Origin of the sequence: Micromonospora sp. RP3T, from assembly GCF_003027925.1 — a bacterium.
GTDB lineage: Bacteria > Actinomycetota > Actinomycetes > Mycobacteriales > Micromonosporaceae > Micromonospora.
In genome coordinates this window covers 1-21,881 of the sequence record NZ_PYPS01000001.1, presented here as the reverse complement: position 1 = coordinate 21,881, position 21,881 = coordinate 1, and the positions used below count along the sequence as shown (strand labels likewise).

Genomic DNA, 21,881 nt, shown 5'->3' with positions numbered 1-21,881 from the left:
ATGTCCCTGACGGTGCACACGGAACAGCGCGGCGACGTGGTCGTGGTGTCGGTCGCGGGCGAGCTGGACATGGCCACCGCACCGCAGCTCCAGGATCAGATCACCGACCTGCTCGACAAGGGGCGCAGCCGCCTCGTGTTCGACCTGGCCGAGGTGTCGTTCTGCGACTCGACCGGGCTGTCGGTGTTCGTCCGCGCCAAGAACAGCTGCGACGAGGCCGGCGGCGTGGTCCGGCTGGCCGCCCCGCAGCGCGGCGTGCTGCGCATCCTCGAGGTCAGCGGCCTGGTCGAGGTGCTGCACACGTACCCGACGGTGGACGAGGCCGTCGCGGGCGAACCCACCCCGGCCTCCTCCTGACCGACTCCGCTCAGCGCTCGTCCTCGATGTAGCGGGGACGAGCGATCACCATGCCCGCTGTCGTCTGCACGGCGAGTGCCACCAGCAGGAAGCCGAGCGGGGCGGTCCAGCCGCCGGTCGCCTCGTAGAGGATGCCGACCAGCAGCGGGCCGAGCGCGGCGATGACGTACCCGGTGCTCTGCGCGAAGGCGGAGAGCGCCACGGTGCCCTCGGCGGTCCGGGCCCGTAGCCCGATCGTGGTCAGGATGAGCGGGAACGCGCCCTGGCCGAGCGCGAGCAGCAGCACCCAGAGCGGGGCCAGGCCGCGCGGGGCGAGCGCCAGGCCGACGTACGCGGCGGTGGAGAACGCGGTCAGCGACAGCACCAGCGGACGCAGGGTGGCCAGCCGGCCGGCCAGCGCCGGCATCGTCAGCGCCACCGGCACGCCGAGCGCGGTCACGCCGGCGAGCAGCAGGCCGGCCGCCTCGGGCCGGTAGCCGGCGTCCCGGAAGAGCTGGGCCAGCCAGCCCATGATCGCGTACCCGCTGAGCGACTGCGCCCCGAAGTAGACCGCCATCGCCCAGCCGAGCCGGGTCCGGCCGGGCCGTACCCGCGCCGGGGCGGCGACGACCGCCGGGGTAGCGGCCCGGCGCGCGGCGCGCGCCCGCAGCGCCAGCGGCACCCACGGGATCACGGCCAGCGCGGCCAGCCCGGCCCAGACGCCGAGCCCGGCCCGCCAGGAGCCGAAGGCGTGGGCCACCGGCACCGCGGAGGCCGCGGCCACCGTCGTGCCCACCGTCAGCGCCATCGTGTACGCACCGGTGACCAGCCCGGTGCGGTGCGGGAAGTGCTGTTTGACGAGCATCGGCAGCAGGATGTTCGCCACCGCGATGCCGGCCAGCGCGAGCGCGCTGGTGAGCACGAAGACGGCCGCCGAGCCGGTGACCGCGCGCAGCACCTGCCCGGCGGCGAGCGCGATCATGGCCAGCACCAGCACCCGGGGCGCCGCCCAGCGGCGGACCAGCCACGGGGTGAGCGCGCCGAGCCCGGCGAACGCGATGGTGGGCAGCGTGGTGACCAGGCCGGCCATGGTGCCGGAGAGGCCCAGCCCGACGCGGATCTCGTCGAGCAGCGCGCCGAGGCTGGTCACCGCCGCCCGCAGGTTCAACGCGACAAGCAGCATCCCGACCAGTACCAGGAGTCCGCCGCGCGCCGGGGAGACCCCCGGCGGGTCCGGGGTGGCCGCCGGGGCCGGCCCGGGGGTGACGTCGGCGGTGGGCGCGGTCGCGGTGGGCGGGGGTGGCGGCGTCATGACCTCGAACCTACAATCATGGGATGAATTTCGGCAGCAGGTGTAACCGGTGACACCCGCCGTGGATTCCGTCGTCGTGCCGCCGCGCGGTCACCGGGTCCACCGGACGATCGAGCAGCTCCGGGCGCGCATCCTGGGCGGCGAGTGGCCGGTGGGCGCCCGCATCCCCACCGAGCCGCAGCTCGTGGCCGCGCTCGGCGTGGGGCGGAACACGGTCCGCGAGGCGGTCCGCGCCCTGGTGCACGCCGGCGTGCTGGAGTGCCGGCAGGGCTCCGGCACCTACGTGGTGTCGACCGACGAGCTGGCCCCGGTGGTGGCCCGCCGGCTCACCGACGACCGGACGACCGAGGTGGTCGAGGTCCGGCGCGCGTTCGAGGTGGAGGCCGCCCGGCTCGCCGCGCTGCGGCGTACCCCCGAGGACCTGGCGGCGCTCGACGCCGCGCTCGACGCCCGGGAGGCCGCGTGGCGCTCCGGCCGGGTGGACGAGTTCGTGGAGGCGGACGCCGCGCTGCACACGGTGGTGGTGGCCGCCGCGCACAACGCCATGCTCGCCGAGCTGTACGCCTCCGTCGGCGCCGCGCTGCGCCGCACCGTCGCGCAGGCGATGGGGCCGGCGCTGACCGCCGAGCGGTACGTCGACCACGGCCGGCTGGTGGCGGCGATCCGGGCCGGCGACCCGACGCGGGCAGCGATCGAGGCCGGTGCGTTTCTCGAGGGGCCGGCCGAGGCATAGGTTGTGCCGGACGCAGATTCGGACAGCACGGGAGAGCGGATGCTCAAGGGCTTCAAAGACTTCATCATGCGCGGCAACGTCGTCGACCTCGCGGTCGGCGTCGTCATCGGTGCCGCGTTCACCGGCGTGGTCACGCAGCTGACCAAGTCGTTCCTGGAACCACTGGTCCGCGTGTTCATCGTGTTGATCACCGGCAACAAGAACGGGCTCACCGGCTCGACCCCGAGCTTCCGGGGCATCCCGTTCGACTGGGTGGCGTTCATCAACGCGTTGATCACGTTCATGCTCACCGCGGCGGCGCTGTACTTCCTGGTCGTCTACCCGATGAACAAGCTCGCCGAGCGGCGTAAGCGCGGCGAGGAGCCGCCGCCCTCCGCGCCCAGCGAAGAGGTGAAGCTGCTCACCGAGATCCGGGACGCGCTGCTCGCCGGCAACCACGGCACGCCCGCCCAGCGCGGCGCGCTGGACGACGTGCTCGGCCGCCGGCAGGAGCCGCCGGCCCCGCGCTGACGCCATAGCCCACCGGCCCCCGCGGAGATTCCGCGGGGGCCGACCCGAATCGAACACATGTTCGATAGAGTCCCGGCATGGAGCAGCGTAGGCACTGGTGGAACGGGAAATGGGGCCGGCTCGCCCGGCGGGACGTCTTCCTCCGGGTGGACGGCGACCGCTGGCACGTGGAGCAGCGCGCCGGTGGCGCCGAGGGCGTCTCCCGCTTCTACGAGCACACCAGTGTCGAGGAGGCCGAGGAGACGGTCCGGGCGCTGCTCGACGGGCCGGACACCTGGCGCGAGCTGTCCCCCCGCCCGCCGGGCGGCTGGGCCCCCTCCGTTTAGCGCCCACGCGCCCCGGGAACCGCTTCGGCATGAGCCAGCAGCAGGACACCGTCTCCCGGGTCACCACCGGCATGCGGGTGGTCGACTCCACCGGCGTCGAGGTGGGCACCGTGGATCTCGTCCAGCGCGGCGACCCCGCCGCGGTGACAGTGGAGGCGCCCGCCCCGGTCGACCCGGGCAGCAGCCTCGACGAGCTGATCGAGTCGGCCGCCGTCGACGAGCCGGACGTGCCCGCCGACCTGGCCGCCCGGTTGCTGCGCGAGGGCTACCTCAAGGTCTCCACCGAGCTGGCCGACACCGGCGCGGTCTACGTGCTGGCCGACCGGATCGCGGCCGTGGCCGACGGCGCGGTCCGCCTCACCGTCCCGGCCGCGGAACTGCCCGCCGAGGAGTGACACCGCATAGGCGCCGACGTCTCCCTTTGCGAGGTGCCGCAAGCCTTCGCGAGGTGCCGCAAGGTCACGGACCAGTGCGCGGGTCGGAGTCGGGGTGGCCGCGATGCGGCGGCATGGGTCGGCTCATCCGAGCCAGTTCCGCACGGCCCCGGACACCTGCTCGTGACTGCTACAAACTTGATGGCGTAGATGGCTCACGACCGGTGAACCGTTCACGCCATCAAGTTCGTAGGCGCTTCGGGCACACTTCAGCGCGTCGGGAAGCAGGACCCGTGACCGGCGGTCGACGAGCCCAGCGCCAGGACGCGGCCGGGAGCCAGGACGCGGCCAGGCCCTTGTGGCGCGAGCCGGCCGGATGGTCAGCCCGGCCGATGTGACACTGCCAGATCGGGGCCGACTTCGGGACGTCCGTCGGGATCAGCCGGCGGCGAGGCGGCCGGCGGGCGGCGGAAGAGCAGGAGCATCAGGCAGCCGGCGACCAGGCCCCAGAACGCGCCGCCGATGCCGAGCAGGCTGACCCCGGACGCGGTGACCACCAGCGTGACCACGGCGGCCTCCCGGGTCTCCGGCCGGGCTACCGCCGCCGACACCGCGCCGGCCAGCGCGGCGAGCAGCGCGAGCCCGGCCACCGCCTCGACCAGCACCGGCGGGGAGAGCAGCACCAGGGCGGTCGCCACGCCGGCGCCGAGGCCGAGCAGCGCCATGCCGATCCCGGCGGTGACCGAGGCGATCCAGCGTCGGTCCGGGTCGGGGTGGGCGTCCGGGCCGGCGGCGAGCGCGGCGGTGATCGCGGCCAGGTTCACCGCGTGCCCGCCGGCCGACGCGCCGAGCGTGGTGGCGAGCCCGGTGACGCGTAGCGCGGAGCCCAGCGGCGCCCGGTAGCCGTAGCCGGCGAGCACGGCGGTGCCGGGCACGTTCTGCGCGGCCATCGTGACCAGGAACAGCGGCAGCGCGAGCCCGACGACGGCGGGCAGCGTCCAGGTCGGCGCGGTCAGCGCGACGACCGGGGCGACGTCCAGCCGGGCCGGGCCGGAGGTGGTCAGCGCGATCGCCACCACGGCCACCGCGAGCGCGCCGGGCACCGCCCAGCGACGCGCGAACCGGTGCAGCAGCAGCCAGACGAGCACCACCGGCCCGGCCAGCCGGGGCACCTCCACCAGGGCGCGTACTGGCGCGGTGCAGAGCGGCAGCAGCACCCCGGCGAGCATGGCGGAGGCGACCGGGGCGGGGATCGCCGCGACCGCGCGGCCGAGCGCGGGGATCAGCCCGGCGGCGATGATCAGCAGACCGGTGAGCAGGAAGGCGCCCACGGCGGCGGGCCAGCCGCCGGGGACCGGCCCGGTGGCGACCAGCAGCGCCGCGCCCGGCGTGGACCAGGCGACGGCGAGCGGCAGCCGGTGCCGCAGACCGAGCCAGACCGCGCAGGCGCCGCTGGCCACGCAGAGCGTGAGCAGGCCGGAGGCGGCCTGGGCCGGGTCGGCGCCGACCGCGCGCAGCCCGGCCAGCACGACGGTGAACGAGCTGGCGAAGCCGACCAGGGCGGTCACCACGCCGGCCAGTACGGGTTGGAGTCGACCAGCCACGCTTCCTCCTCCGGTGTTCCGTTTACGGAACGACATGATGTAGCACGATAGCCCCATGGACGTCGGCCCGCGGATCCGCGCCCTCCGGATGGAACGGGGGATCTCCCTCTCCGCACTCGCGCGGCTGGCCGGCGTCGGCAAGGCCACGCTCTCCGGTCTGGAGAACGGCGTCCGCAACCCCACCCTGGAGACGCTGTACGCGATCACCGCACAGCTCGGGGTGCCGCTGACCGCCGTGCTCTCCGCCCCCGAGCAGACGCCGACCGTACGCGGCGCAGCGGTCGGCGCGACGCTGCTGGAGGTGTTCCACGACCGCGACGCGACGTACGAGCTGTACCGGATGCGGGTCAGCCCGGGGCCGGCGCAGCTCTCCCCCGCCCACCAGACCGGCGTCACCGAACACGTGACCGTCTTCTCCGGCGTGCTCCGGGCCGGCCCGGTGGACGCCCCGCTCACCGGCGGCCCCGGAGAGTATCTGCGCTGGACCTCCGACGTGCCGCACAGCTACGCCGCGGTGGGCGAGGAGCAGGTCCGGGCCAGCCTGCTGTTGCGCTATCCGCGTCCATCCGGGAAGGACGGTTGACGGATACCCGGGATGCAAGTCGGTGACATTTCTTTCCACCGACCCGGCAGCGCGTAGAGACGCGGAGCGGGTCTTCTTGGCAAGCTTGTCCCCATGACGCTCATCCTCCGCTCGGCCATCCTCAACGACGTCGGCCTCGTCCGGACCAACAACGAGGACTCCGCCCTCGCCGGTGACCGCCTGGTGGCGGTGGCCGACGGCATGGGCGGCCTTCCGGCCGGCGAGGTGGCCAGCGAGATCGTCATCCGGATCCTGGACGAACTGACGCCGCCCACCGGCGCCGAGGAGGCGGCCGACGCGCTGCGCGCCGTGGTCAGCACCGCCAACCAGCGGATCCGGGCGGCCATCACGGTCGACCCGGCCCGCGACGGCATGGGCACGACGCTGACCGCGGCGCTGCTGGCCGGTGACCGGCTGGTCCTCGCCCAGGTCGGTGACTCCCGCTGCTATCTGCTGCGCGACCACGAGCTGACCCAGCTCACCCGCGACGACACGTTCGTGCAGGCGCTCGTCGACCAGGGCGCGCTCTCCCGCGACCAGGCCCGGCACCACCCGCAGCGCTCGCTTGTCACCCGCGCGGTGCAGGGCCAGGACGCGCCGCCGGCGGTGGGTGCGCTCACCGTCTTCCCCGGCGACCGGCTGCTGCTGTGCAGCGACGGCCTCTCCGACTACGTGGAGGACGCCGCCATCGCCGCCGCGCTCGCCACCTACGGGGACCGGCAGCAGTGCGGCGAGCAGCTGGTGAAGCTGGCCCACCAGGCCGGCGCACCGGACAACGTCACGGTGGTCATCTCCGACGTCGCCGAGGCCTGACGGCGACCCATTCGGGTTGCGACCCGGGGACGGGCACGTTGGGATGAACGAATGCACATTCGCCGGCTGAGCGCCGAGGAACGCCCGACCACCAGCTTCCCGCTCCAGGCGTACGCGTTCGAGGCGTCGCCGATGACGCCGGCCCGGACCGACGAGTTCCGCGCCTACCTGCCGACCAACGCGGGGAACACCACGCTGGTGGTCGAGGAGGACGGCGTCACCACGGCCGCGGCCTCGGCGATCCCGATGCGGCAGAACCTGCGCGGCGCGGTGCTGCCGATGGCCGGCGTCGCCGGGGTGGCCACCCATCCGCTGGCCCGCCGGCGCGGGCACGTCCGGACGCTGATGCACCAGCTCCTCGACGGGATGCGGGACGAGGGGCACCAGCTCAGCGCGCTGTACCCGTTCCGGCCCTCGTTCTACGAGCGCTTCGGCTACGCCGGGTTGCCCCGGCGGCGTACCGCGGTGTTCGCCCCCGCGGAGCTGGCGCCGCTGCTGCGCGCCGAGCTGCCCGACGAGCTGGTCTGGGAGCGGATCGGGGCGGGCTACCCGCGGTGGCGCGCCTACACCGACAGGTGCCTGCGCGAGCGCCACGGCTTCGCGGTCTTCCCCGACTTCCGGGCGGTCGGCCTGCGCGAGCGGGACGACCGCTGGCTGCTCAGCGTGGTACGCGACGGCGAGACGGTCGGCGCGGTGACCTACCGGATCGACGACCACGCCGGCACGCTGGTCGCCGACGACCTGCTCTTCGACGACCCGTACGCCCGGGCGTCGCTGCTCCAGTTCTTCGCCCGGCACGTCGACCAGGTGAACCGGGTCAGCGTCGAGCTGGGCCCCGACGAGCTGCCCGAGGTGTGGCTCACCGACTTCGACGTGCGCGTCGAGACGCGGGCGCACCGGCCCGACTCCTCCGCGCCGATGGCCCGGCTGCTCAGCCTGGAGGCGCTGGCCGACCAGCCGGTCGGGGTGGGCCGGGTGCTCGTCGAGCTGGTCGGCGACCGCTGGCTCGCCGGCCGGCACCTGCTCGACGGCACCACCGGCAAACTGGCGGTGGTGCCGGCCGACAGCGCCGCCGAGGGCACCGTGCCGGCGACCCGGCTGACCGCCGCCGGACTGTCCGCCCTGGCGTACGGCGTGCTCGACCCGGTCGAGGTGGCGGTACGCGGGCTGGGCGAGGTGCCGGTGGACGCCGCCGTCGAGCTGCGTCGACTCTTCCCACGTGAACTGCCGTACCTGTTCGCCGACTTTTGATCCCGACACCCGCTCTGATCAGGCGCTATGTGTCCCGGAAAGCCCCGCAGGGCGTCGCCAGGGCGTCAGGACTCTGGCGGCGTCCCGAACAGGCCGTCGATCGCGTTCCGGGTGCGTTCCTCGCTGGCCGGCATCAGGTGCGTGTAGACCCGGAGCGTGAACCCGGGGTCGGCGTGGCCGAGGTACGACGCGACAGCCTTGATGCTTTCTCCCGCGTCGAGCAGCGAGGAGGCGTAGAAGTGCCGTAGCGCGTGCATGCCGGTCGCCCGGGTCGGCGTGATGCCGGCCGCCACGACAGCCGGCCGCCAGCTCGTCTCGTTGAACCGGCAGCGGTTGATCGCGTTGCGGTGGGTGGTGGTGAACAACAGTCGCGCCGTGACCTGCTCCTCGTTGGCGGGGTGCTCCCACGGCAGGGTGAGCGTCAGCGAGTAGCGAGCCTCGATGTGCTGCCGGAGCGCCTGGCCGACGGAGTCCGGCAGCGGCACCCGGCGGTCACGGTCGTTCTTGGGCAGCCCGAACACCAACCGGCACCGGACGATCTTGACCTGTCGCGAGACGTGGATCCACCCGTTGTCGAAGTCGATGTCGTCGATGCTGAGGCCGAGGATCTCCCCCTGCCGCAGACCGCAGCCAGCGCCGAGGTCGACCATCGCCCGGTACCGCGGGGCGAGGCCGCTGCGGATTGCCGAGATCTGGTCGTACCGCCACGGCACTACCCGGCGCTGAGCCGGACGAGGAGGGTTGACCGACGTTGCCGAACACGGGTTCTTCGCGATCCGTTCGTCGTCGACAGCCGCGGCGAGGATGGTTTGCAGGTGAGCGAAGACGACGGCCCGGGTCGCCGGGGCCAGCTTGCCGACCATCGCGGCGTTCCACTCCCGGATGTGACCGGGCTTGATCGACGCCAGTTGCCGAGCACCGAAGAAGGGCAGCAGGTGCTTGCGTACGCGGAACTCGGTTGTCTCGCGAGTCGACTCGTCGACCGAGCGCGTCGTGAGCCACCGTTCGGTGTACTCGGCGAAGGTGATCCGGCCGGCGACCGGGTCGACGTAGGAGCCGCGTAGCTTGTCCGTCTCGGTGGAGACGAGGAAGGCGTCAGCCTCGCGCTTGGCCCGGTCGGGGAAGGACTTCTTGCGTTCCTTGCCGTCCGGGCCGATGTAGCGGACCCGGTAGCGCAGCCCTTTGCCGAACAGTTGCGTCTTGATCCGCTCCTTTCGTCCGCCCTCGTGGCGCAGCGTCTTGTACCAGCGGTCCTCGACGTGTCCCATCAGGCCGCCGCCTGCTCGCGTACCCAGGCCCGGACCGCTTCCGGCTCGTAGCGCAGGTGTCGGCCGACCCGGGCCGCCGGCGGACCGTACTTGACCTTGCGCCAGCGGTACAGCGTTTCCTGCGGGACCCGGAGGTACGCCGACACGTCCCGAACCGTCCACAGCTCGTCCTTGGCCATCACAGCCCCTCCCCCGTCTTGTAGTGCGCTTCCGTCGTCGAGGCGTTGTCGGGGAGCTGGGCCGCGCGGTCCTTGGCGGCGAGCAGTTCGGAGCGCCAGCGGGCGCGTTCGCTGATCGACCGCAGCAGCCGGTGCGCCATCGCCGGCACGTCCGGATCATCGGGGCGGGCCAGTTCCCAGGCGTGCCGGACCGGTTCGACGGCGGCGCCCTGGTCGTCGACGCCATCAAGGCCGACGGTGACGCCGAGCAGCGCCCGCACCCAGGCCCGCACGTCGTGTTTGTGGTCGGAGAGCGTTTTGCCGGACCAGTCGCGGGAGATGAGGATGCGCCGGCCGCCGATGCCGAGGGTGTCGCGCTGGTGGACCTTTCCCTTGCAGCGGCCCGGCTTGAGCTTCGCGTGTGCCTTCTTCGGCTGGACGCCGTACAGCAGCCAGTTCGCGCAACGGTCGGTGCAGGGGGTCACGCGCAGTTCCCGCCACAGCCGGTCCAGGTGTGCCCGTTGCCGGTCGGTGGTGGCCTTGTGGCAGTCGCCGGTGTGCTTGGTGATGTACTTCGTGACGTACCGGATGGTCCGTTCGGCGTCGGCGGTGCCGGGCATGACGCCGCGGGCGTCGACTTGGGCGCCGAAGCGGACCACGTGCACCGGTTCCGCGTCCGGGTCGGCGTCGATGGTGTCGAGGGCTTCCGTCCAGGTGGTCAGCGGCTGGCGGGTGTCGGGGTCGACCCACGCCGAGGCGTCCTCGTCCCAGACCGGGGGCCGGTCGACGGTGTACCGCTGGGCGTCGACCGCCGGCCACCACACCTGGTGGTAGGTGGCCGCCGCGACGGTGCGCAGGATGTCCCGGGGGATGGTGCCCCGGATGGCGAAGTGGGCGTGTGGGGCGAGGCGGCGTTGCGGCTCGACGCAGCCGGCGTACTGGACGTTCCAGCCCTCACACCGCCGCAGGTTCTGCCAGAACCGATCGAGCAGCCGAGGGAAGTGCACCGCGTCCCACGCGGCCCGGCGGTAGTCGTACCGGTCGGGGTTGAGCGGGGTGCCGTCGGGGCGGACGGGGCCGTAGGAGTCGAGGGTGAGCGTCAGCCACATCGACGGCCGGTAGGTGGCCCCGTCCGCAGCGGTGTACGTCCTGCCGACCGTGCGCGCCTCCACCTTGCGGCGAGGCAGTTCCGGGGCGTCCTGCCGCCGTCGGGTGGAGCGCTTGCGGCGCGGGCCGGTGTCGTCGTCGCCCTGGTCCTCGTCGCCGGTCGCGTGCGGCGGGGCGACCCGTCCCCGGAGCCCTTCGGCCGCGATCGCCTCTTCCACTTCGCGGATCGCCTCGTCGAGGTCTTCCACCTGGTCCCACTGGCACGCCCGAGAAGCCTCGTCACGGGAGAACTCCAGGTGTGCGCGGAAGAGGATCAGGGACGACTGTTCCTCGGTCGCCGGCTGCGGGGGCGGTAGCGGTTCGTCGTCGCGGTGCCAGCCCTCCCGGATCTGGGCCTGGCGCAGCCGGCGGTTCTTCTTCGCGCACGGCGCGCACTTGTCTTCCCGGGTCGCGCCGCAGGGCAGGTCGATGACCTCGGTCAGGCCGGTGTCGAGGTCCGTGCGGCGCATGGCCAGGGGGCGCACGCAGACGCCGTACTCGGCGGCGATCTCCTTGAGCACATCGACGGAGCGGGGTAGCGCCATGCGGGCCGCCCGCGACCCCGGCCGAGGAGCAGCAGCCGGGGTCGGGACGGGGGCAAGGCCGGGCAGGGTCGGCGCGGTCATCGGATGATTCCGACGACGTGCGGCCGGTTAGGCGGGACAGCACGCGGAGGCAGCACCGCCGGCACGACGGGCGACGCCGGCGCGGTCGGGCGGACCGGCTCAACCTCGGTGGCCTGCTCTGGCTCTTCGTACCGGTACGCGTCGGGCTGGTTCGGCTCGACAGCCGGCGGCGTGACCGGGGCGTTGGACAGGACGACCTTGACCAGGGCGAGGAAGGCCAGTGACGGCACCGCCGCCACGACCCAGCCCCACACCGACGGATGGGCTTCCGCGACCTGAGCGGCGAGGGACAGCAACGCGAACGCCACCAGCAGCGAGCCCACCAGGCCGACGGGTCGACCGGCGCGGCGTCGGGCGCGTAGTTCCAGGCCGAGGTAGATGGTCATCAGCTCGACGGCTACGGCGTTGGCCCAGCCGATCCAGTCGGGTTGGCCGTGGGTGACGGACAGGTCGTGGACGTGGGTGAAGGCGGCGGCGCCGGCCATGGCGGCGATGGCGAGCAGGATCACCAGGCGTATGGCGGATTCGGTGCGCTCGGTCATCGCCACTCCCGCATGGGCTTGTCGCGGATGGTCAGGTCGATGCGGATTCGCCGGTCGGCCATGTCGGGGCGGCGGTTGACCATGTGCGCCAGGCCGTGCAGGGCGGCGGCGGTCTGGTCGGCCGGGCCGACGAGGCGGATGCGCAGCGGGCGGCGGAGCCGGTTGACGATGCGGGTGAGGGTGGTCATCGCGGTTACCTCCTGGCCGGTCGGATGTCGGTGCGGATGTAGTCGGGAGGGGCGCCGAGGGCGGCGACGGCTTCGGAGAGGCAGCGCCACAGCGCCCATGCCTCGTCGGGGGTCAGGGACATCCGTCGCCGGCCGGCACCGACCGCGAGATAGACCGGGTACGGGTCGGGCCGTTGCGGGTCGACGCGGACGGACACGGCGGTGACGGGTTCGGGGGTGCGCAGCCGGTAGAACCGGCGACCGTTCGCAGGGGTGGTCACCGCGGCTCACCCCCGCCGTCGGAGTCGAGGAGGTTGCGTAGCGCGTCGGGCAGCAGCGGCCCGGACGGCTTACGCGGCAAGGGAAGGCGTACCGGTTCGGTGGCGGTTTCCCGGCCGACCTGGGCGAGGATGTCCGATGCGTCAGCCGGTGCCGGGAACCGCTGGGCCATGTCGCGGATGTCGTCGTCGGTGACGTAGGAGAACCGGACCCGCATCGGGTCGGGGGTGCCGTCGAGGATCACGTAGCCGACGCCCTTGGCCCACCGGGGCATCTGGTCCGCGAGCGCGCCACGGTTGCGGGCACCGTCGCCGAGGACCATGTCGACCTGTGACGCCTCGGTCAGGCCGAGCGCGATGCGGGTCGGGAACAGGTCCCGAAACGGCAGCACCTCCTTACGCGGGTCCTGCAACGCCGCCACCACCAGCACACCGACGCCGGCACCCTGCGACAGCAGCACCCCGAGCGAGGCGGCGATGCGCTTACGCAGCTCGACATCCTGCAAATAGGCGGTCAGCGCCGCCATCTCGTCGACGACGACCACGACCAGGGGGTCCACTTCGGTCGGCGTGTGCACCCGCACCGTTCCCGCCAGGCGGGTCTGACGCTCCCGCAGCACGGTCACGGCCTCGTCGAGAAGGTCCGCTATCGCCTCGAACGATTTGCACGCGAACCGGGCGAACATCGGCCGGCCGAGCGCGAACTCCATCCCGCCCTTCGGGTCGACCACCCACAGCCGCACCAGCCCGGAGGCGACCCCGCCGCCGAGGACCCGGACCAGCGACCACAGCACCGAGCCCTTCCCCGACCGGGTGGCGCCGCCCACCAGCACGTGAGTCGCGAGCAGATGCAGCGACCAGGTCCGCAGGTCCTCCCGCCGGGCCAACGGCAGCGCGGTGAAGTCCGGCACCGCCGGCACCGGGAACGGCGGCACCAGCGTGCGCAACGCATCGCTCCGCACCAACGCCACGTAGACCACCGTCGGCCGGTCCCGATACCGCACCCGATCCACCAACCGCAACACCCACGCACCCCGACCAGTCCGGGTCGGCGGGTCGCCGGGACGTTCCGCGTAGACCCGGGCGTGGCGCCGGCCGAAGGCGTAGGCCAGGTTCGCGCTCATCCGCTGGAACTGCTCCGGCGTCTGCCCCCGCACCATCCGGACCGTCAGCACGTCGAGGGCCTGATCCGAGCGGACCCGCAGCAGCTCAGGGAGAACGTGCCGGCGGTCGAACGTCTCGGCGAGCCCGCAGAGCGTCATGGCCTCACGCCACACCCGCCGGTAGACGAACACCCGCCGGAAGGAGCCGAGCAGCGGGCCCGCCAGCCACGCCCACCAGGACGACTCATCGCGCCAGCGCCACACCGCCGACACCGCCGACGCGATCACCAGCGGCACCACCAGGCCGAGCCAGTCGAACTCGACGTACAGCCACAGCGCCAGGACCACTGAGCCGGTTGCCACCGGATGACGCAGGCACCACCACAGCACCCGCCCGGACCAGCGCAGCACCAGGCCGAGCACCACCAGCCACATCGGCAGCTCGAAGCGCCTCGGACGGAACACGATCAGGTCACCGGCCGAGGTCGACACCACCTCACCGCGAGGCCGCCCAATCACTTGGCACCCCGCAGCGACACGAACCGACCCGACGCATCCCGCACCGGAGGAAACGGAAGCACGAGCTGCCCCACGCAGCCCTCACACCGGCCATCGGCACCCGTGGCCGGATCGAACCGGGACTGACACACGCCGCACCGAGGCTGGGCCGGGGCAGCCGAACGCCTACGCTTGGACACGTCACTACCTCTCTCGACAGAGCAGGGGAAAGAGACACAGGGGCGGGGCTGCCGTCCGCCAAGACCTGACAGCCCCGCCCCCACCAAATGCGGCTACGCCGCCGCCTTCTTGTTGCTGGCCACACCTGCCGGAGCGCGCATGCCGGTCGCCCGCAGCGAGTACGCCATCCGGCCGTTGTTCGCCACGTACGGCGTCACCGTCATCCCGTCGAACTCCACCGCCTCGAACGGGGCACCCGTCGGCGGCACCGGCTGGTAGTCCGCCGAGATCTTCACCGTCGTCTCCCGCGAGCGCTTCCCAAGCTCCGGGTCCAGATCCATCACCCGCACCTGCCACACCCGCTGACCGGTCAACTTGTCCTTCGCCGGGCTGCGCCGGCCCGTCTTCTCGTCGAAGTCCTCGACCTCACCCAGGGACTCGGGGACCAGGGCGCATCCCGCCGGGAACACGTCCTCACAACGCACGGCGAACCTCGTACCGCCACGCAGAGCCATCGCTCAACCTCCGGGTTGTTGGCATGTCTGCCAAGTTGAGACTCCAAGGTAGACGGCACTTGGCAGACAAGTCAACAACCGCCGCCGACACGTCGGCGCCCAAGAGGTGAGCAGACCGATCAGAACCCTCGCCGGGCCAGGAGCGCGGAACTCTGCGCCAACTTGGACTTCGGGACCGCGAACCCAGGGTCGCCGGTGCCCGAAAATTGACCCCGAAGATCAATGTGATGGGGAACACGAATTAACGAATACTCGCCCAGATTGACACACAGCTAGGAGTTTGAGCGCTTTCGGATATCGGTCCGATTAGTTCCGGAGCTCTCGACTCAAGCAACAGGCGAGACAGGGTCCAAGCTGGGAAAACGCTGATTCATAACGACAAGCATGTGGTTATGAATGGCGCAACCTTGCGGCGACAGTATCACCGGAGAAGGGTGTAGTAAATACTCCATGCAGCAGAGCGACTCCGGGCATCGAGGGCTTGGCACCAATCGCTACAGTTTTTCTCCAGAGAGACATCAGCTATCGAGGGAGTCGGATGTGTTCGAGCTGAACTTCACCATCAAGATGCCGGGCGGGATCCTCTACCGGGTCATCGTTCTGATCTTGGTCATCATCGGCGGGGTTGGCTGTCTTCCCCTGCTGGCTTAGCGCGCCCGTTGCTCACCGGCTTGATCGCCTGCGAGGAAAGACGTGATGCATCCGCCTCGCAGGGTAGTTGGTGAGCATGCCAGACAAGGAGTTGCAACAAGCGGTCCAGGAGGATCACCGGCGCCCTGACGGCCTCGACGACACCACGGTTGAGGCCTTGGGCGAGTTGAGCAAGGCTTTGGAGACCGTTCACCGCGTGCGGGGCCACCTCTATTCTGCCCATCAGTTGGTCGGCGGCGCTGACCTGACTCTCGATCGGGTGGTCGAGCTGATGCGCAAGGCAGGTCACGATGAGGTGGCTGACCGCGTGAAACGCGAACTGTTGGGGCGGAACCTCCTTCCCGGGCGCTGGACGTTCCAGATCATGGAGGAGTTCGACGACGGCTACTTCGCCGCCTTCCAGGAGATCGAGCGAGACGCACGGGAAGAGCTAGCCGGTGGCCGTCGGCACATCTATGAGGCCGAGATGAAGCAGCGGCGCCGCACTCATGGCATGCCGGGACATGAAGCTACGCCAGCAGAGGCATGAGCGGCAGCCCATCGGGCAGCATCGAGGTCAGGGCTTCGGCTCTGGCCTCGATAATTTTCATGCGTCCGTGGTACTCGGTGGGCTCCCGGTGTGCCGTTTGGCTTGTCACCTGTCCAGGCCACTTCCGGTAGAGCAGACCGTATTCCCGCGTGAAGTAGCCGTCGGTGACCGCGTTGGCCGCTAGGAGAAGGCCGGTGTCCTCTGAAGCGGGCAACGCCATCCAGCCTCCCAGGGCCAAAACGAGATCGCGCCGCAGGCAGAGGGTCGCCGGGTGCACCGAAGCCCGGTAGCCGTTGGCCCGCCAGAAGGACAGGACGGAGCCGCGGGCGACGAGGCCGACGGCCGGGTCCTTGTCCCAGCCGGCGGTAGACCCGTCGGGCAGCAGGTCAAGCACTCGCGAGGTCGTCCAGCCGATTTGCGGATGCGCGTCGAACGCGGCGATGTCCCGCGTGAGCGCCCCGGGCGTCAACTGGTCGTCGGCGTCCAAGACCTTGATGAGTTGCCCGGAGACTCGGGAAAGGGCGAGGGTGCGGGCAACGCCAGGCCCACCGGGACGACCGGTCCCGAGACTGATCCGGGGGTCGTCCGGCAGCCTATCGACCAGGGCGCCGGCCTGCCCGTCCTCTTGGACGAGCCATTGCCAGTCCCACCCGGGTGGCATCTCCTGCTTGACCAGCGACTCATAAGCGCTAGCCAGGTGCTCGACACTGGGCGCGTGGACGGGGGTGACGACTGAGACGAGCTGCGTCACGTTTTCCACCGCTGGAGTTTGTGGGAGTAGACAAGCTCGGCGCGGTCACCTGGCATCACTATGTCGGCGACCTCGACGACGCGGCCGGTGGTGTCGACGGAGGTTTTCCGGACGGTGAGGACGGAGACGCCCGGGTCGATGTCCAGGAGTTCGGCCTCGTCGGGCGACGGTGGGCGTGCGCGGATCTGGTCGTCGATCCGGTCCAGTTCGATGCCGATGGTGTAGAGCTGGTGCTGGGTGCCGCCCGGCCACGGCTCTTTGCTTTCGTCGAGCAGGTCCGGGTTCGCGGCCACCAGGTCGTACGGCAGGTATGAGTACGACACCGTCAGCGGCGCGTTCTCATGCCGGGAGGACGTCCAGTAGACGCGGCGTAGCAGCTTCGTACCCGGGTCGACCTGCAAGGCCGCCGCCATCTCCGCATCGGCTTCCACGCGCGTGTACTCGGCGTGGAACTTGAGGTCGTCGACGGTCAGGCCGGTGTCGTGCTCGGTGGCACCGGTCTTCAACCGCTCACCCTCGTCGAGCAGGACCCGATTCTTCTCCCACTGGTACCGCTCGGCGTTGCGTCGGCGTACCCGTTGGCGGGGTGCCCGTACGTAGGTGCCGCGTCCCTGTTCGGCGCGGACCAGGCCCCACTCGCGGAGCTGCCGGATCGCGTTGCGCACGCTGGTACGGGACAGGCCGGATGAGTCGGCAAGCTCGGTCTCACTCGGCATCAGAGTGCCCGGGGCCAGTTCACCGCCCATGATCTTTGCCCGCAACTCTTCCGCGAGTTGCAGGTAGCGAGGGCGCCAGTCCCGACCTTGCATACCGGACACCGTACCCCCAAGACGTTCCAACGTCTGCCAGGTGGTCCCCCTAGCCGGACGTTCCGGGACCGGGGCGACCGGAGGCACAGGCCGCCTGGTCTGCCGCCCGGCCGGCGAGGGAGTCCGACTGTGCCGACGCTCAGGGGTGCTCATCGTGGTCTTCCAGATGTAGGCCCTTGGTCATCATCACCAGGCGGACGTAGGTCAGTTCGTAGATGAGCCGGTCCAGACGGATCTGATCGAGCAGAACGGGCTGGATCACGCCGTCGCGGGTGGCGTCGAGCTTCACGACCAGGTCCCGTCGCCCGAACCGGTCGAGCAGCATCTGAACGCTGACCCAGCCCGTCCGCTCCTGGCCGACGGTGGCGAGGAAGCCCCGGTGCATCGGGTCGTCCGGTCCGCACCCTTGGCACCACGCGGGGCATCCGACGACGCCGGTCACCGACCCCAGGGCATATTCCGGCATGCTCCTTGAATCAGTCATCACGGCTCCCGGGATCTCCGCCCGCCTCGATCACCAGGCCGCTCAGGCAATCGACCAGTCGAACGACCTGTGCCGGGGACAGCTCAGCCCAGCCGATACCAGCCCGGCACGTCGCATGCACCGCAATCAGGGGCGTCCGAGCGTCAACGCCGACGAGGTACGCGACCACCATGCCGCCCGCACGAGCGCTCCCGATCCGGTGCATCGCACCGCGATGGCTGCGAGTCATCTCCGCCATCAGCGGCGGCACGAGGTGCCCGCAGCGATCGGGGGCACACCAGTCCGGGTGGCTCGTAACGTCGGCGCCCTTGTTCGTAGGCGTCACCGCGGCCACCGCCCGGCACCACCCCGGTAGACCTGGACTCGCGTGATCGGCGGAGTAGGCGGCAACGCGGACGACTCCCGCGCCTGCTCGACCGACCATCGCGCCGGCAGCGGGACCGCCGGGCACGCATCCGGTGGGACATCGCCCTTGGCTGATCGCGTCGGGTACCGCTTTCGGGGCCACCATAGGGAGAGCCGGCGGCGTCGATGGGGACGGCTGGACATCGCACCTCCACAGGTAGAAGAGAGCCGGCGACCGACCACGGGGGAATGCGGCCGGCCACCGGCTCGGATGAAGGCACGGCGCACCGCCCGACGGGGACGGGTCGGGTATCGCCGAGCCAACTTGTCCGCGCGGCTACCGCAACCGGTCCGACAGGACGCCGCGCGTCAGGTGCGACCAGGGCCGGCGCGAGACCACCCCTGACACGAGCCGTCACCCTGGCCGCACACCACGAAACGTATCTACAAGTGGACGAGTTGTCTAGACGTCGAAACAGATCGCCTGGTTGGCACTTGGTAAGACAAGTGCCAGGTACGGTGAGCAGGTGCCCACCCCGCACTACGGACAGCCCCGCTACCGCGCCATCGCCGACGAGCTGCGAGAACGCATAGCGAGCGGCGCCATCCCGCCGGGTGCTCTACTACCGCCAGAGAGCGCCCTCACTTCGGAGTTTCGGGCCAGTCGCGGCACAATCCGCCAAGCCATTGCGGTTCTGCGGGAGGAATGCACAGTCGCTACCGAACACGGTCGCGGCACTTATGCGGCCCCCCGCCGAGGCGAGAGCGCGCTTGGCGAGGGGCCCCAGTTAGAAACGCAAAAACGCCATGTCGCCGCCGACATCGAGCTAGCTTCACTGTTCGCCGTCGAGGTCGGCTCGCCCGTAATCGAAGAACAGACCATTACCCGAGCAGATGGAGCGGTGAAAACAGTGGCGAGGATCTACCAGCTCCCTTAGAAATAGCAAGGACTTCCTTGCATCTCCGTGCGTGGCGACTCGGACGACGGCCGGCGCTTCGAAGAAACGCGGTGGGTGACAGACGAGACCCCTATTCTCATTTAGATGAGATATCGTAGGCCCCGTCAAATAGTCGGATTGGCCGCATGATATTGAACCGACGCCAACGCAGCCCTCGCGCATCCACGAACTCAACCCAAGGCACGAAGTGATCCGAACCGATGGGGCCCGCTCGGAAGATTTGAGGGGGGTCAACCAGCTGAAAGGTCTTTCCAGGCGGAAGCGCCTGTATAACATGCATCCAGCGGTTCTTGTCAGGCTTCAGTGCTTCACTCGGAAAACCAAGCCATAGCTGAACATCCAATATGGTGTATTGACTATGATTAGTCACCTCCATCGAGACGATCTGCATCGTTCTCTCATCGAAGTTGGCTGTAGTCATAACAAGGCGCGCCTGTGCTACATCACGGTCAGCCTGATCCGCTTCTAGTCGAGCGACATCTTCCGCCCGCTGCTTCTCAAGCCTCTCAATATCCTCTCGCCGCCGCTTGCGCTCAACCAGTAGGGCAACGGCGGCAGCTGCGAACGCAGCGCCTGTGAAGAGGGCGCTCGCACCGCCGGCCCAAGCCTGTACCCAGTCGGTAACTTTGGGCTTCTCAGTACCAGCAACCGGTCGAAACTTGACAAAGATGGCAAGCCCACTTAAAACCATAGCAAGCAAGCTTGCAGCAATGCTGCCCAAGAGGAGCGACGTGCGGTGCCGATGGAAGAACATCCCGACATGATGCCGCAGCCGCGACCTATTGAGATTGTCGGCTGTTGGACAATCGCGCGGCACGCTGCTACTAGGAGGCATTCAGGTGGGCTAGATGACGATCGAAGAAGAGCACTGGCAGACTGTCGCGGAGGTCCGAGAACTTATCGCAGCGACCTACCTCCCGTGGAGCGATAGCGTGCCGCGACGATTGGTTGCCTAGTGGGCGAGTAGCGGCTTGGCAATCTGCAGGATCGTCGGGATGGCCCCGCACTACGGTCGCGGTCGAGGCAGAAGGGCTCCTGGATCGAGGTCAAGCAGGCTAGCATCGGTAATGCGCCCCCTGACAACTAGGCCCCGATTAATTCTACTCATACGATCATTGATCCCGGCACGCATGCGACGGAAATATTCAGCGGCGTCAGGACGAGGGTCGGGAGACCTCGTAACAGACTCGACCTCATCGTAAAAGTCGGCAAGTGTGCGACCGACAATTCGGGGGTCAAGCTTCATCTTGTCAATCATCAGCAGTCGATAAAGTTCAGCAAACAAGGTAAAAAGGTCGGCCTTCTGCCAAACCCGAGACCTGTCATCAAAGTCGCAATCCTCAATGAATCGAAGGACAGCGACAATTTCTGACTCAAGACGATTCGCATCAGGGAAGCTATCGTTGTAGCGCTCCAGATATGATTCATGTTCGTCGTCGCGGTTAAAGTATCCACTTAAAGCCGTAATCACCATCGTAAGTGCGAAGCGCACGTCATTCATGCGACGGCCATCAAGACCCGAGAAGACCTTGTGATCCTCAAAGAATTTCTTTCCGGCTAGCCGTTCGGCAAATCTCTTCAGTTCTCCGTCAAACCGAGAGCTATTAACCTCCATCGCATTCAGCGAATACTTAGTAGAGTTAATCCTTTGGAAGATGTCGCGGGTTTCATCCTCAGTCAGCGGACCGAGATCGCGCACAACGACCTCATACTCCAAGAACCGCACCTTCTCCCGGTCCTCTAGATCGCGGTAAGGCACTATGCCGCCTGGGCTGAGCCGCAACTCTTCAGAGGCAGTGAAGTATTGATGGAGAGTCGTCATCCGCTGCTGCCCATCAACAATTAGTTCAGTTCCATCACCAGTATTAGGGTTCACCTCACCCGCAGAGATAAAAATCTCGGGGAAAGGCAAACCATCTAGCACCGTTGAAAGAAAGGCCAACTTGTGAGCATTAGACCAGACGAGTCGACGCTGAAAGTGAGGGTTCGGAATAAGCGTTTTATCGCGAATTCCCGTCAACAGAGTGCGCAGCTTCTTGTTGGTCGCCGATGTCTGCACTTAATTCTCCTCAATTAACGCCGTTCGGCACGAGCCGACAGCGCGCATCTGGTATCTACGCAAAAACTCAATATCGTGATACAAGCCGGCCGCCACTTTGTAGGGCCCAAACTTCCCGCCGCGCTGCAGCGCCCGAAAAAACTCCCACCATTCAGAAGCAAAAGTGAAACTTCTTCCGGAAGGAAGTTTGTCTGGACGTATCCATCCCCAGGCAAGATACCCTTCGCAAGATTCCCGGCGGGGCCAATCCGCGCCCGACTCCGCATATGAGTGCACCTCGTGCCATACCTTTTGATACAGGTCGTGGCTCACGATTGCGATATCTATATCTGAGCGATCACCAAAGTACCGGTAGCGCTTGTTGGGCGCGATGCTGAATCCAAGTTTCGCGGAGCCGACAACAAATATGTCTCGACTCACTTCAAGATTGAATTGATGCGCAACTTCGCGTTTAAGCGCATAGTGCTGCTCTTCCTGTATGGCATAGCAGGATCCATGTAGAACGTATTGATCCACTATGGCACTATCGTCGAGCGTGGTTCCCATAGCGGCGGTGAAGCTGGCAACTCTGCTCCCCGGCTCTGCACCGACAGTCGCAGCGAAAACCATTCGCGATCTCCTTGGCATGCCATGCTGAGGGGTGACCGCCATCCTAACCATAGATTCAACGCCTCAAAGGTGTCGACGCCGCCTCGGGGCACTCTGGCCGTCGCGAGGCCGTTGGATGGTCATCGAAGCGGCTAGGGGCTACCAGCCCTCAGCAGGCCAGATTGCTTTTCATCCCGCTCCCGCTCCCACTTGTGATCCGACAGTTGATGTGCGACGCAGCTCCGCCAGGTGATGCGCGACGGGTGGTCTAGGAAACGTGGGTAGCGATCCGCGGTCGCTGGCCCTTGATGCTACGGACTGGCTGGGTGGTCGTGCGTCGGATGACCTTGGTGTCGCCGTCGGGTAGGTCGATGGCCAGGGTC

General features: G+C 68.9%; 27 protein-coding genes. 10 read left to right on the top strand and 17 right to left on the bottom strand.

Translation table 11 applies throughout. From position 1 onward, the window contains the following. On the top strand, positions 1-357 hold the full coding sequence (locus tag C8054_RS00125; protein ID WP_053652127.1) for an STAS domain-containing protein: 357 nt from the start codon (positions 1-3) through the stop codon (positions 355-357). Between the two features lie 10 nt (positions 358-367). Here C8054_RS00125 and C8054_RS00120 read toward each other — a convergent pair whose 3' ends face one another. Next, the gene (locus tag C8054_RS00120; protein ID WP_107154598.1) at positions 368-1,648 is read right to left on the bottom strand and encodes an MFS transporter; all 1,281 of its coding nucleotides are present in this window, start codon (positions 1,646-1,648) and stop codon (positions 368-370) included. A 49-nt stretch (positions 1,649-1,697) separates the two neighbouring features. On the opposite strand from C8054_RS00120, the gene C8054_RS00115 reads away from it, so the two are divergent. From C8054_RS00115 to C8054_RS00100, 4 genes are all read left to right on the top strand, one after another. Next, a complete protein-coding gene (locus C8054_RS00115; protein ID WP_107154597.1) occupies positions 1,698-2,381 on the top strand; it encodes a FadR/GntR family transcriptional regulator in 684 nt (227 codons plus the stop codon). Between the two features lie 39 nt (positions 2,382-2,420). Further along, positions 2,421-2,891, top strand: coding sequence for a large conductance mechanosensitive channel protein MscL (gene mscL / locus C8054_RS00110; protein ID WP_107154596.1), 471 nt, complete (start codon positions 2,421-2,423; stop codon positions 2,889-2,891). A gap of 77 nt (positions 2,892-2,968) precedes the next feature. After that, a complete protein-coding gene (locus C8054_RS00105; RefSeq protein WP_107154595.1) occupies positions 2,969-3,217 on the top strand; it encodes a hypothetical protein in 249 nt (82 codons plus the stop codon). Positions 3,218-3,246: 29 nt separating this feature from the next. Then, on the top strand, positions 3,247-3,612 hold the full coding sequence (locus C8054_RS00100; protein WP_107154594.1) for a hypothetical protein: 366 nt from the start codon (positions 3,247-3,249) through the stop codon (positions 3,610-3,612). Between the two features lie 359 nt (positions 3,613-3,971). Here C8054_RS00100 and C8054_RS00095 read toward each other — a convergent pair whose 3' ends face one another. Further along, positions 3,972-5,195, bottom strand: a complete 1,224-nt coding sequence (locus C8054_RS00095; RefSeq protein ID WP_107154593.1) for a benzoate/H(+) symporter BenE family transporter — start codon at positions 5,193-5,195, stop codon at positions 3,972-3,974. Positions 5,196-5,250: 55 nt separating this feature from the next. On the opposite strand from C8054_RS00095, the gene C8054_RS00090 reads away from it, so the two are divergent. From C8054_RS00090 to eis, 3 genes are all read left to right on the top strand, one after another. After that, a complete protein-coding gene (locus C8054_RS00090; protein ID WP_107154592.1) occupies positions 5,251-5,778 on the top strand; it encodes a helix-turn-helix domain-containing protein in 528 nt (175 codons plus the stop codon). A 93-nt stretch (positions 5,779-5,871) separates the two neighbouring features. After that, a complete protein-coding gene (locus tag C8054_RS00085) occupies positions 5,872-6,591 on the top strand; it encodes a PP2C family serine/threonine-protein phosphatase (RefSeq protein WP_107154591.1) in 720 nt (239 codons plus the stop codon). A gap of 51 nt (positions 6,592-6,642) precedes the next feature. Continuing rightward, positions 6,643-7,842, top strand: a complete 1,200-nt coding sequence (gene eis / locus C8054_RS00080; RefSeq protein WP_107154590.1) for an enhanced intracellular survival protein Eis — start codon at positions 6,643-6,645, stop codon at positions 7,840-7,842. A gap of 65 nt (positions 7,843-7,907) precedes the next feature. On the opposite strand, the gene C8054_RS00075 is transcribed toward eis, so the two are convergent. The 8 genes from C8054_RS00075 to C8054_RS00040 all read right to left on the bottom strand — a co-directional run bounded on the left by C8054_RS00075 (position 7,908) and on the right by C8054_RS00040 (position 14,323). Continuing rightward, positions 7,908-9,110, bottom strand: coding sequence for a tyrosine-type recombinase/integrase (locus C8054_RS00075; RefSeq protein ID WP_107154589.1), 1,203 nt, complete (start codon positions 9,108-9,110; stop codon positions 7,908-7,910). Beyond that, complete coding sequence (locus C8054_RS00070; RefSeq protein WP_069088959.1) at positions 9,110-9,292, bottom strand: helix-turn-helix domain-containing protein; 183 nt, start codon at positions 9,290-9,292, stop codon at positions 9,110-9,112. The genes C8054_RS00075 and C8054_RS00070 overlap by 1 nt, the downstream gene beginning before the upstream one ends. Continuing rightward, positions 9,289-11,040, bottom strand: a complete 1,752-nt coding sequence (locus C8054_RS00065; protein ID WP_107154588.1) for a replication initiator — start codon at positions 11,038-11,040, stop codon at positions 9,289-9,291. The genes C8054_RS00070 and C8054_RS00065 overlap by 4 nt, the downstream gene beginning before the upstream one ends. Continuing rightward, positions 11,037-11,582 carry a DUF2637 domain-containing protein gene (locus tag C8054_RS00060; protein ID WP_107154921.1) on the bottom strand — a complete coding sequence of 182 codons (546 nt, stop codon included), beginning with the start codon at positions 11,580-11,582 and terminating at the stop codon, positions 11,037-11,039. Before C8054_RS00060 ends, C8054_RS00065 begins: the two co-directional genes overlap by 4 nt. Continuing rightward, positions 11,579-11,770, bottom strand: a complete 192-nt coding sequence (locus C8054_RS00055) for a hypothetical protein (RefSeq protein ID WP_089154624.1) — start codon at positions 11,768-11,770, stop codon at positions 11,579-11,581. The genes C8054_RS00060 and C8054_RS00055 overlap by 4 nt, the downstream gene beginning before the upstream one ends. Positions 11,771-11,775: 5 nt before the next feature. Next, a complete protein-coding gene (locus C8054_RS00050; protein WP_107154587.1) occupies positions 11,776-12,030 on the bottom strand; it encodes a hypothetical protein in 255 nt (84 codons plus the stop codon). Further along, positions 12,027-13,565: an FtsK/SpoIIIE domain-containing protein gene (locus tag C8054_RS00045; protein WP_107154920.1), complete on the bottom strand. Its 1,539-nt coding sequence runs from the start codon at positions 13,563-13,565 to the stop codon at positions 12,027-12,029. Before C8054_RS00045 ends, C8054_RS00050 begins: the two co-directional genes overlap by 4 nt. Positions 13,566-13,921: 356 nt before the next feature. Then, positions 13,922-14,323, bottom strand: coding sequence for a transcriptional regulator (locus tag C8054_RS00040; RefSeq protein ID WP_107154586.1), 402 nt, complete (start codon positions 14,321-14,323; stop codon positions 13,922-13,924). Between the two features lie 727 nt (positions 14,324-15,050). On the opposite strand from C8054_RS00040, the gene C8054_RS00035 reads away from it, so the two are divergent. After that, complete coding sequence (locus C8054_RS00035) at positions 15,051-15,503, top strand: hypothetical protein (protein ID WP_107154919.1); 453 nt, start codon at positions 15,051-15,053, stop codon at positions 15,501-15,503. Here C8054_RS00035 and C8054_RS00030 read toward each other — a convergent pair. From C8054_RS00030 to C8054_RS32455, 4 genes are all read right to left on the bottom strand, one after another. Continuing rightward, complete coding sequence (locus C8054_RS00030) at positions 15,484-16,263, bottom strand: glycosyltransferase (RefSeq protein ID WP_233219405.1); 780 nt, start codon at positions 16,261-16,263, stop codon at positions 15,484-15,486. The genes C8054_RS00035 and C8054_RS00030 overlap by 20 nt on opposite strands. Beyond that, on the bottom strand, positions 16,251-17,063 hold the full coding sequence (locus C8054_RS00025) for a GntR family transcriptional regulator (RefSeq protein ID WP_233219403.1): 813 nt from the start codon (positions 17,061-17,063) through the stop codon (positions 16,251-16,253). Before C8054_RS00025 ends, C8054_RS00030 begins: the two co-directional genes overlap by 13 nt. Positions 17,064-17,202: 139 nt before the next feature. After that, a complete protein-coding gene (locus tag C8054_RS00020) occupies positions 17,203-17,505 on the bottom strand; it encodes a hypothetical protein (protein WP_233219401.1) in 303 nt (100 codons plus the stop codon). A gap of 34 nt (positions 17,506-17,539) precedes the next feature. Further along, positions 17,540-17,881 (bottom strand): hypothetical protein, encoded by a 342-nt coding sequence (locus tag C8054_RS32455; protein ID WP_233219400.1) that lies wholly within the window; start codon positions 17,879-17,881, stop codon positions 17,540-17,542. A gap of 538 nt (positions 17,882-18,419) precedes the next feature. On the opposite strand from C8054_RS32455, the gene C8054_RS33320 reads away from it, so the two are divergent. Continuing rightward, positions 18,420-18,830 (top strand): GntR family transcriptional regulator, encoded by a 411-nt coding sequence (locus C8054_RS33320; RefSeq protein ID WP_158273770.1) that lies wholly within the window; start codon positions 18,420-18,422, stop codon positions 18,828-18,830. A gap of 97 nt (positions 18,831-18,927) precedes the next feature. Here C8054_RS33320 and C8054_RS31630 read toward each other — a convergent pair whose 3' ends face one another. The 3 genes from C8054_RS31630 to C8054_RS31625 all read right to left on the bottom strand — a co-directional run bounded on the left by C8054_RS31630 (position 18,928) and on the right by C8054_RS31625 (position 21,519). After that, positions 18,928-19,605 carry a hypothetical protein gene (locus C8054_RS31630; RefSeq protein ID WP_146179824.1) on the bottom strand — a complete coding sequence of 226 codons (678 nt, stop codon included), beginning with the start codon at positions 19,603-19,605 and terminating at the stop codon, positions 18,928-18,930. 252 nt (positions 19,606-19,857) lie between these two features. Further along, on the bottom strand, positions 19,858-20,910 hold the full coding sequence (locus C8054_RS00005; protein ID WP_107154581.1) for a DUF262 domain-containing protein: 1,053 nt from the start codon (positions 20,908-20,910) through the stop codon (positions 19,858-19,860). Next, positions 20,911-21,519: a hypothetical protein gene (locus C8054_RS31625; protein WP_146179823.1), complete on the bottom strand. Its 609-nt coding sequence runs from the start codon at positions 21,517-21,519 to the stop codon at positions 20,911-20,913. Positions 21,520-21,881 lie beyond the last annotated feature (362 nt).

Coding starts and splice junctions, on each gene's coding strand:
- eis (WP_107154590.1), top strand. CDS start 6,643: ATGCACATTCGCCGGCTGAGCGCCGAGGAACGCCCGACCACCAGCTTC.
- C8054_RS00060 (WP_107154921.1), bottom strand. CDS start 11,582: ATGACCGAGCGCACCGAATCCGCCATACGCCTGGTGATCCTGCTCGCC.
- C8054_RS00100 (WP_107154594.1), top strand. CDS start 3,247: ATGAGCCAGCAGCAGGACACCGTCTCCCGGGTCACCACCGGCATGCGG.
- C8054_RS00125 (WP_053652127.1), top strand. CDS start 1: ATGTCCCTGACGGTGCACACGGAACAGCGCGGCGACGTGGTCGTGGTG.
- C8054_RS00035 (WP_107154919.1), top strand. CDS start 15,051: ATGCCAGACAAGGAGTTGCAACAAGCGGTCCAGGAGGATCACCGGCGC.
- C8054_RS00040 (WP_107154586.1), bottom strand. CDS start 14,323: ATGGCTCTGCGTGGCGGTACGAGGTTCGCCGTGCGTTGTGAGGACGTG.
- C8054_RS31630 (WP_146179824.1), bottom strand. CDS start 19,605: ATGTTCTTCCATCGGCACCGCACGTCGCTCCTCTTGGGCAGCATTGCT.
- C8054_RS00065 (WP_107154588.1), bottom strand. CDS start 11,040: ATGACCGCGCCGACCCTGCCCGGCCTTGCCCCCGTCCCGACCCCGGCT.
- C8054_RS00120 (WP_107154598.1), bottom strand. CDS start 1,648: ATGACGCCGCCACCCCCGCCCACCGCGACCGCGCCCACCGCCGACGTC.
- mscL (WP_107154596.1), top strand. CDS start 2,421: ATGCTCAAGGGCTTCAAAGACTTCATCATGCGCGGCAACGTCGTCGAC.
- C8054_RS00055 (WP_089154624.1), bottom strand. CDS start 11,770: ATGACCACCCTCACCCGCATCGTCAACCGGCTCCGCCGCCCGCTGCGC.
- C8054_RS00105 (WP_107154595.1), top strand. CDS start 2,969: ATGGAGCAGCGTAGGCACTGGTGGAACGGGAAATGGGGCCGGCTCGCC.
- C8054_RS00025 (WP_233219403.1), bottom strand. CDS start 17,063: ATGCAAGGTCGGGACTGGCGCCCTCGCTACCTGCAACTCGCGGAAGAG.
- C8054_RS31625 (WP_146179823.1), bottom strand. CDS start 21,519: ATGGTTTTCGCTGCGACTGTCGGTGCAGAGCCGGGGAGCAGAGTTGCC.
- C8054_RS00045 (WP_107154920.1), bottom strand. CDS start 13,565: ATGTGGCTGGTGGTGCTCGGCCTGGTGCTGCGCTGGTCCGGGCGGGTG.
- C8054_RS00090 (WP_107154592.1), top strand. CDS start 5,251: ATGGACGTCGGCCCGCGGATCCGCGCCCTCCGGATGGAACGGGGGATC.
- C8054_RS00085 (WP_107154591.1), top strand. CDS start 5,872: ATGACGCTCATCCTCCGCTCGGCCATCCTCAACGACGTCGGCCTCGTC.
- C8054_RS00075 (WP_107154589.1), bottom strand. CDS start 9,110: ATGGGACACGTCGAGGACCGCTGGTACAAGACGCTGCGCCACGAGGGC.